10 protein-coding genes are annotated in these 8959 nt (G+C 38.2%); 4 read left to right on the top strand and 6 right to left on the bottom strand.

Annotated elements, in window-relative coordinates; all coding sequences use genetic code 11:
• Positions 1 to 380 precede the first annotated feature (380 nt).
• Positions 381 to 1688, bottom strand: a complete 1308-nt coding sequence (gene rseP, locus I597_RS04280) for an RIP metalloprotease RseP (RefSeq protein WP_035326777.1) — start codon at positions 1686 to 1688, stop codon at positions 381 to 383.
• A 144-nt stretch (positions 1689 to 1832) separates the two neighbouring features.
• Between rseP and I597_RS04275 the strand changes: the two genes are divergently transcribed.
• The 4 genes from I597_RS04275 to I597_RS14970 all read left to right on the top strand — a co-directional run bounded on the left by I597_RS04275 (position 1833) and on the right by I597_RS14970 (position 5149).
• Positions 1833 to 2537, top strand: a complete 705-nt coding sequence (locus I597_RS04275) for an SCO family protein (RefSeq protein ID WP_035326775.1) — start codon at positions 1833 to 1835, stop codon at positions 2535 to 2537.
• Between the two features lie 73 nt (positions 2538 to 2610).
• Positions 2611 to 2841, top strand: coding sequence for a FeoA family protein (locus I597_RS04270; RefSeq protein WP_035326774.1), 231 nt, complete (start codon positions 2611 to 2613; stop codon positions 2839 to 2841).
• A 4-nt stretch (positions 2842 to 2845) separates the two neighbouring features.
• On the top strand, positions 2846 to 4972 hold the full coding sequence (gene feoB, locus I597_RS04265; protein WP_035326771.1) for a ferrous iron transport protein B: 2127 nt from the start codon (positions 2846 to 2848) through the stop codon (positions 4970 to 4972).
• A gap of 36 nt (positions 4973 to 5008) precedes the next feature.
• On the top strand, positions 5009 to 5149 hold the full coding sequence (locus tag I597_RS14970; protein WP_169741092.1) for a hypothetical protein: 141 nt from the start codon (positions 5009 to 5011) through the stop codon (positions 5147 to 5149).
• On the opposite strand, the gene I597_RS04260 is transcribed toward I597_RS14970, so the two are convergent.
• From I597_RS04260 to I597_RS04240, 5 genes are all read right to left on the bottom strand, one after another.
• Entirely contained in the window at positions 5146 to 5550 is a 405-nt protein-coding gene (locus I597_RS04260) for a hypothetical protein (protein ID WP_035326769.1), read from the bottom strand. The two genes, I597_RS14970 and I597_RS04260, sit on opposite strands and share 4 nt — an antisense overlap.
• Positions 5551 to 5630: 80 nt before the next feature.
• Positions 5631 to 6788, bottom strand: a complete 1158-nt coding sequence (locus I597_RS04255; RefSeq protein WP_035326767.1) for a metal ABC transporter permease — start codon at positions 6786 to 6788, stop codon at positions 5631 to 5633.
• Positions 6788 to 7900 carry a metal ABC transporter permease gene (locus tag I597_RS04250; protein ID WP_035326765.1) on the bottom strand — a complete coding sequence of 371 codons (1113 nt, stop codon included), beginning with the start codon at positions 7898 to 7900 and terminating at the stop codon, positions 6788 to 6790. The genes I597_RS04255 and I597_RS04250 overlap by 1 nt, the downstream gene beginning before the upstream one ends.
• A 20-nt stretch (positions 7901 to 7920) precedes the next feature.
• A complete protein-coding gene (locus I597_RS04245) occupies positions 7921 to 8178 on the bottom strand; it encodes a four helix bundle protein (RefSeq protein ID WP_035326762.1) in 258 nt (85 codons plus the stop codon).
• A 40-nt stretch (positions 8179 to 8218) separates the two neighbouring features.
• On the bottom strand, positions 8219 to 8959 hold the full coding sequence (locus I597_RS04240; protein ID WP_035326760.1) for a metal ABC transporter ATP-binding protein: 741 nt from the start codon (positions 8957 to 8959) through the stop codon (positions 8219 to 8221).

Here is an 8959-nt window from a genome sequence, read left to right as displayed (position 1 = left end):
AAAAATAAACTTAAATCAATTTTATACAAGTAACTCGCCATCAACGAATTAGGAAAAATTTCTGTTTTTAAGCTATTTTTAACAGTATTTTATCAGTCATAGTAAGTTATATTAACAAGTTTAATCCTACATTTTGTTATATTTTATTTATTTGACAATTTGTTGCCAACTCCTAAAATTGGCTTATTTGTTATGAATATCCATTTTAAGATGATTTAAGGACTGTAAAATTATTTCACAACAAAAACCATTTATACTTTTCGAAAGCACAAAAAAAGCGCTCTTTCAGAGCGCTTTTTAGAATTTGAATAAGGAAAAACTATAAATCGATTTACAGTAATAGTTTTAATCAATTTTTAAATTTCGCGTAAGCGTAAAGATTACCCCTTTATAAGGTTCCAAATATCGTTACCAAAAATGATCACCATTAGACCCATCACAATAACAAAACCTACTATCTGTCCTCTTTCTAATGTTTTTTCTGAAGGTGCTTTACCAGAAATCATCTCATAAAGTAAAAACATAACGTGTCCACCATCTAGCGCTGGGATAGGAAGAATATTTACAAAAGCTAGCCATACAGAAAACATTGCCGTAAATCCCCAGAATTTATACCAGTCCCATTGTGGTGCCATCATCTCAACAATACCTATAGGACCTTTTACTTTTTTATAGCCTTGTACTTTTCTATTAAATATGAGTTTAAATTGTCTTACTTGCTTTGTAAGTACGTCCCAAGTTTTTGCAAGACCTGCTGGTATTGCCGCAGCAATACTATACTCATCTTTAACCAGAAGTTCATTTACATTTGCCCCTACACCTAGCGCTCTATCTTGAGCTACCATAAATCTTTTCTCAATCTGCTCGCCATCTCTATCTAGTTGCATCACAACCTCACCACCCTTTGCAGCATCAAAGACAGATTGAAACTCAGACCACTCATTTATAGGGGTGCCGTTTATACTCATAATACGGTCTCCTGCAAGCACTCCATTTACATACCCTATTGAGTCCTTTGCAACAACACCTATTATATTACTAAATCTTGGTCTTATAAAACGTTCCTCTGCATCAAGTACAGATTTTTTCGCCTCATCTGGTATGGCAAATGTCATCTCATTTCCATCACGTACAACAGTTACATTGTCACCTAGTAAAATATCTATCTGGACATCATCAAAACGTGTGACCGTCTTATCATCTATTTTTATAACCTGGTCTCCATTACGAAGGCCTATCTCCTCACCTATCTCACCTACTGCAATACCATATTTTAATCGATCTGCAGGCACATACTCATCACCATAATACACAAGCATAGCGCTATAGATAAACCACGCAAGCAGTACATTAACAGTAACACCACCTATCATTACAATAAGACGTTGCCACGCCGGCTTAGACCTAAACTCCCACGGTTCTGGATCTTTTGCCATCTGCTCCTTATCCATAGATTCATCTATCATACCAGCAATCTTAACATAACCACCTAGAGGTAGCCACCCTATACCATAAACGGTATCACCTATTTTCTTTTTAAAAAGTGCAAACTTCACATCAAAAAACAGGAAAAACTTCTCCACCTTAATTCCAAACCATCTGGCAGGAGCAAAGTGACCAAACTCGTGTAAAACAACGAGTATAGATATAGCAAGCGTAAACTGGGCAATCTGTATAAATGTCTCCATAAAGGATAAAAGTCAATTTTTAAAACGCACAAAAATAGGCTTTTCGATGCGCATAGTAAAGTTCTAGAGCTGTATGATAGCATTTTTCAAGCCATACTTAAAGTAAATGCCACGTGCATTGTAACTTTGTAAAAAAATAAAGCTATGCGACAGATTATTAATCGCTACAAAATACTGCTCATTACACTGTTTGTACTATCTGTAATTATACTTACCTTAATATATAGTCAGCTTAAAGTTACACCCAGACTGCCTATATGGCAACCAGATATGGTGAATAAAGAACTAGTAGACAGCACCCTACACTACGTTAAGAAATATCACAAAATAAGTGACTTTGCTCTTACTAATCAAAATGGAAATCTTGTAACTCAAGAAGATTATAAAGATCATATCTATGTGGCAGATTTTTTCTTTACCACCTGCCAGACTATATGTCCTATTATGACAGACCATATGGTGGACATACAAGAAGAACTTAAAGGAGATACACTTGTAAAACTACTCTCGCACTCAGTTATTCCTGAGTATGACACTCCACAAATTTTAAAAGCATACGCCATTAAGAAAGGAGTAGATGATAGTAGATGGAATCTTGTAACAGGCTCACAAGAAGAAATCTTTACGCTTGCGCGAAAGAGTTATCTCGCGGTAAAAGATATACCAGGTACAGAAGATGACCTAGATATGGTACATACTGAAAACTTTATGCTCATTGATAAAGAAGGCCGCATTCGCAATTACTATGACGGTACAGATCGTGAAGCCATAGATCAATTGCTAGAAGACATCGAGATTCTAAAACAAGAGTACGAGCCACGTAAAGCTTGGTATCAAAAGATTTTTTAGTTTGGAATGCGTACGCTTTCGCGAAAGCGTAAAATGCATTACTTTTGTTATCTAAATTCAATCTAAATAAACATTGAAAAAAACAGTAGCCCACTTACTAAAAGGAGAACGCGCAATCATTACAGATGTAATGACAGACGAGGTGCCTCTTAAACTACTAGAAATGGGCTGTCTACCAGGTAACGAAGTGCGTTTATTACAACTTGCGCCCTTTGCAGACCCTATGTACATAGATGTGAATGGTTGTCATATGGCGATACGTCGTGAGACTGCATTACACATTCTAATAGAAACGCCAGCATAACCCTATGGCAAAACAGCTTAACGTTGCACTCATCGGTAACCCGAACACCGGAAAGACTTCGGTATTTAATCACCTTACAGGCCTTAACCAGCAGGTGGGTAACTATCCAGGTATTACGGTAGAAAAAAAAGAAGGTGTATGTAAACTCCCTCGTGGTGTAAAAGCACATATATTAGACCTACCAGGTACGTATAGCCTTAATGCTTCTTCACTAGATGAGAATGTTGTAATAGAGTTACTACTTAACAAGAATGATAAAGACTACCCAGATGTAGCCGTTGTAGTATCTGACGTAGAAAACCTTAAGCGCAACCTACTCCTCTTTACACAGATTAAGGACTTAGGTATACCCACCATACTCGCCATAAATATGGCAGACCGTATGGAACGCAAAGCCATCTCTCTAGATATACCAGAGATGGAGAAGCGTCTTAAAACACGCATAGCTCTTATAAGCTCAAGAAAAAATACGGGAATTACAGAACTCAAAGAGCTTATATCTGAGTATCGCACGCTTAACACAGAGCCTTGTGTAAATGCATCTGTCATTGCTCCAGAATATTTTGATAGACTACGCAAAGCCTTTCCTAACCAAGATTTATATAAATTATGGCTAGTAATTACTCAAGATGTAAATTTTGGTAAGCTAGAACGTGGGGAGATGAAGAGTATCTCATCATTTAAGACCGAGTCTGAGAGTAACCTAAAAAGACTACAGCAAAAGGAAACCATCATACGCTATAAGTTTATAAATGAGACGCTCAACGAGACGCAAACTATAGACGTAGAAAATGCAAAAGACCTAAGAGCACGTCTTGATCGCATACTCACACACAAGATATGGGGTTATGTGATTTTCTTTGCGATATTATTACTTATTTTCCAAGTGATATATGACTGGTCACAATACCCAATGGATGCGATAGACGCTGCATTTGCACATATGAGTGAGTGGGTACAAGCCACGCTACCAGAAGGAAAGCTCACAGACCTACTTGCCGAAGGTATAATCGCGGGACTAGGTGGTATCGTGATTTTTATACCACAAATTGCCTTTTTATTTTTATTTATTTCTGTGCTAGAAGAGAGCGGCTATATGAGTCGCGTAGTCTTCTTGATGGATAGGGTGATGCGCCGTTTTGGACTAAGTGGTAAATCTGTAGTGCCGCTTATATCTGGAACGGCCTGTGCTATACCCGCTGTAATGGCGACTCGTAATATAGAAAGTTGGAAAGAGCGATTAATTACCATACTAGTAACGCCATTTACCACCTGCTCTGCACGATTACCTGTATATCTTATTATTATATCACTGGTTATTCCAGATGAGAAGTTCTTATTTTTTAATCTGCAGGCGCTCACGCTTATGCTTATGTACCTCATAGGCTTTGGTGCTGCCATAGGCTCTGCGTGGATCCTCAATAAGATTCTTAAAATAAAAAGTAAGTCTTTCTTTGTAGTAGAAATGCCTAACTATAAACTCCCTCTTCTTAAAAACGTGGGAATCAATGTACTTGAAAAGACAAAATCTTTTGTAGTAGATGCTGGTAAGATCATACTCGCCATAAGTATTGTGCTATGGGTACTCGCTTCTTTTGGGCCTAATGAAAAATTTAATCAGGCAGAAGATATTGTAACCACAAACCTAGAAGCACAAGGAGGTGTAAACGCATTTTCAGACGTACAAGCTTACCAAGCAGAAATAGATAAGCTCGTTGCGAGCCAGAAGCTAGAACACAGCTATATAGGTTATATGGGTAAAGCTATTGAGCCTATAGTAGAACCACTAGGTTATGACTGGAAGATAGGGATTGCCCTTATCACCTCTTTTGCCGCTCGTGAAGTTTTTGTAGGTACGCTAGCAACTATTTATAGCGTAGGTGACGCCGAAGAAGAGACCATAAAAAATAGAATGGCAGGCGAGATAAACCCAGTACTAGGCACCCCAAGATTTAACTTTGCAAGTGGCATATCGCTTTTATTATTTTATGCCTTTGCGATGCAATGTATGAGTACACTTGCCATTGTAAAGAGAGAGACTAATAGCTGGAAATGGCCTATGATTCAACTAGGTGCGATGACAGTTATTGCATATATGGCTGCACTAATAGCCTACCAAATGCTTAAATAAACTGTAAGGATTAACCATTAAGAACTACTATATAATATGGAGATTTTTCAAAAAATTATGGTGCTGCTCATCTTTCTTGCAGCTATAGGTTACTTAATAACAAAATTTATTTATACCCCGTCTTTTTTAAAGAAAAAGGATGATAATGGCTGTGGTAATGGTAGTTGTGGTTGCTAGTTTTTAACCTCCACTCTCAAATAATAGTCACTCGGATTTATTTTTGATCCCGTTGTAGGGTAAGGCGCTAGACCTCTTATATAAATCTCAAGACCATCTTCTGTATACACTGCTGGCGCTTGTAGCCCGTTTATCGTGACTTGTTTGGTGATTTTATCACCTTTTTCATTTATTATTTCTACCTCAACTTTTGCATTTCCCGCCCAGATACAGTCGGCTCCTTTTGGGCATCTACTATCTTGCAATACTTGTACTAGGCGTAATGACGTATGATTTATAGGCGTAGCCGCACCTTGATATGCTTTTACATATATTTTTGGGACTTCTACTTTTGTGGTGTCTTGCGCTTTCGCGAAAGCGGAAAATAAAAGCAAACAAATGAGTGTAAAGTATGTTTTCATAAACAGCGGTTGTTTTTAAATCTTATGATTAGTTACTTAAATACTCCAAAACTAATGCCACGTTGCAAAATAACCATTAATTAACCTCTAAAGAGGAAGAAGTCATCCTTCATATGCTCTATTTTTTCATCCTTATTTGTGATGATATATTCTAGAGCGAGGTCTGTAAACTCTTTTCCTTTTGTTGTAAGAGAGACAATGTTTTTATCTATGCGTACAAGGTTGTTTCTTTCAGCAAGGTCGAGTACTGTTTTAGAACGTACCTTTTGCCAGTTTATATGCTCATTAAGATGTTTTACGTGACGCTCACTCTTCTCTTCGTGATTATTTAAATGCAATAAAAATGTAAGTAGAGACACCTCTGTGCGTTGTTGTTTTTGGCGATACATCACTGCGATAAGCCCTTTATTTGGCGCAAATAGATAGACCATTAGAAAGACTAAACCTAAGACGGTTGTCATAGATCCAGCGATAGAGGCATCAAGAAAATGAGCCACCCAATATCCCGCTATTGCCGAAAACACTCCGAAAATAACAGAGAGCACTAACATCTTTTTTAAATCTGAAGTGAGCAAATATGCAGTGGCCGCTGGGGCAATCATAAGCGCTACGACTAGCACTGCACCTACTGCTTCAAAAGCGCCCACCACCGTAACCGAAGAAACTGTCATTAATCCATAATGCAGAACGACAGGTGAGAATCCTAACGCTGCTGATAGTCCTGCATCAAAGGTGCTTACCTTAAGCTCCTTAAAGAAGGCAAATAGCATACCTATGGTTATTAATAAAATTGTACCCATAACCCATAAAGATTTTGGACCGATATCTGTACCAGACACAATGAGTCTGTCAAAAGGAGCAAAAGCGAGCTCACCTAGCAAGACGGCGTCTACATCTAGGTGCACATCGTTTGCATTTTTTGCAATGAGAATAACACCTATGCTAAACAAGGCTGGGAAGACTAAGCCTATTGCCGTGTCTTCTTTTACAAGCCCTGTTTTTTGTATTGCCTCTACAAGTACAACTGTAATCACTCCCATAAGAGCCGCAAGAAGTATTAAAAGCGGAGAGTTAAGATCTTCTGTTATAAAGAAGCCTATCACAATACCCGGTAAGATAGAGTGACTTATGGCGTCACTTATGAGCGCCATCTTGCGCAATACAAGAAAAACTCCTGGTATAGCACACGCTATAGCGACTACTGCGGCAATAAGTTGTATTTCTACCTGAGCATCCATTAGTTATTCTTATAAAGGTTTACTGCGGCATCATAGCCTTTTTCTGTCATTGCCCATTTCTGACCTCGTACTTTCACCCATTCTTTTTCTTCCATCTCTTTAAGAGAAGCACGGGTATACCCTTGAAAATTATTAAGAATCTTTATTGCGTGTGGGTGTGATATATTCTCGTGTGTTTTTGCAATATCAAACATAAATTGCAAGGTCTTTTGTAATTTGAGATCTCGTCTATTCTGATACTTGCGCAGCTGTTTAAACAAAATTCCTCGCCCAGGAGAAAACACAAATGAAACCACCACAAACACACCAGCTACCAGCACAATAACTGGCCCTGTAGACAGGTTGTTTTGACTCGCACTTATAGCTGTGCCAAATACACCAGAAAAGGCACCAAAAATAGCTGCAAGCACTATCATTACACTTAGCTTGTTTGTCCACTGTCTTGCGGCAGCGGCTGGAGCAAGTAACATAGCACTCATAAGTACCACTCCTACCGTTTGCAACCCTAAAACAATAGCCAAGACTATAAAAAAGGTAATAAGCACATCTATAAATCTTGTGTTAAACCCTAAGGTCTTTGTATAATCTGCATCAAAGAGAAGAATTTTAAACTCTTTCCAGAAGAGTAACATAATCACCAGGCAGACCCCAGTTACAATTGCCATTAAAATCACGTCGCTCTCTACGAGGGTTGCGGCCTGACCAAATAGGTATTTATCAAGTCCTGCTTGATTTGCATTAGGTTGTTTCTGTATAAATGTGAGCAACAGCATTCCAAAACCAAAAAATAATGACAACACAAGACCCAATGCCGTATCACTTTTGAGGTGTGTTTTTGTAATCATACCTCGTATCCAGAAAGTACCTATCAAACCACTTACGAGCGCTCCAAGCAATAAGATATTACTATCTTTTGTACCAGTGATTAAAAAAGCAATGGCAATACCTGGTAATGCCGCGTGTGAGATTGCATCACCTAGAAGGCTCTGTTTTCTCAATACCGCAAAGCTCCCTAACATCCCGCAGATTGCTCCAAGTATAGCTGTACCCAAAGTAATAGTCCTTAGGGTATAATCTGAAAATAATTGCGAGAAGTAATCTGAGAGTTCCATAAATTAATAGCTATTAGTTCTTAGCCTTTAGCTTTGGGATTTAGACTTAATGAATTGAGAGCAATATCTAAATATCTATTAAACTGTGCATCAGAACTTACTTGACCTTCACCAATGTTGAGTGAAATAGATAATGCTGCCCTGCGATATTGAGAACTTAAAGCAAATCTCTCATCAACTGGAAAGTTCTGAATTATTTCATAGACGAAGTCAACAAAGTCAAGCGACTTTTGATACACCTTTAATTTTTCGAAATTAAATACAACATCTTTACTCATTATCTACATATTCTAAAAGCTAAGTTCTAACAACTACCAACTACTGATTTACCGCTACTTTATAATTAATCCCATAAGTTTTGGTGAGATTATCATCATTAAAAATATCTTTTACTGGACCGGTAGCAATCTTCTTTACATTTAAGAATGTTACCCAGTCAAAGTATTCTGGAACAGTTTGTAAATCGTGATGTACAACCACTACGGTTTTACCTGCTTTACGAAGTTCCTTTAAGATATTAATAATGGCAATCTCTGTCGTAGCATCCACACCTTGAAAAGGTTCATCCATAAAATAAATAGCAGCATTTTGCACAAGTGCTCTGGCAAGAAAAACACGTTGCTGCTGCCCGCCAGACAGTTGACTTATTTGTCTACTTTTAAAAGGTAGCATCCCTACTTTTTCAAGTGCTTCTAGCGCTGCTTTCTTTTGCTTGGCTCCTGGTCGTTTTATCCACCCTAGCTTTCCATACGTTCCCATCATCACGACATCTAGCGCCGTGGTGGGAAAATCCCAGTCTACACTTCCTTTTTGGGGTACATATGCTACAAGCTTACGCTGCTCATCGTACGGTTTTCCATAAATGGAAACACTCCCAGCAATAGGATCAATAATGCCGAGTATGGATTTTATAAGGGTAGACTTACCCGCACCATTAGGACCTACTATTGCCATAAGCACACCTTCAGGCACCTCAAGATCTATATCCCACAGCACTGGCTTATAGTTATAAGCAACCGTGAGATCATCTACGCGTATGGCTATTTTTGATTCTGACAT

It is taken from the genome of Dokdonia donghaensis DSW-1 (assembly GCF_001653755.1).
GTDB lineage: Bacteria > Bacteroidota > Bacteroidia > Flavobacteriales > Flavobacteriaceae > Dokdonia > Dokdonia donghaensis.
This window is presented reverse-complemented; position numbering and strand designations above follow the sequence as displayed.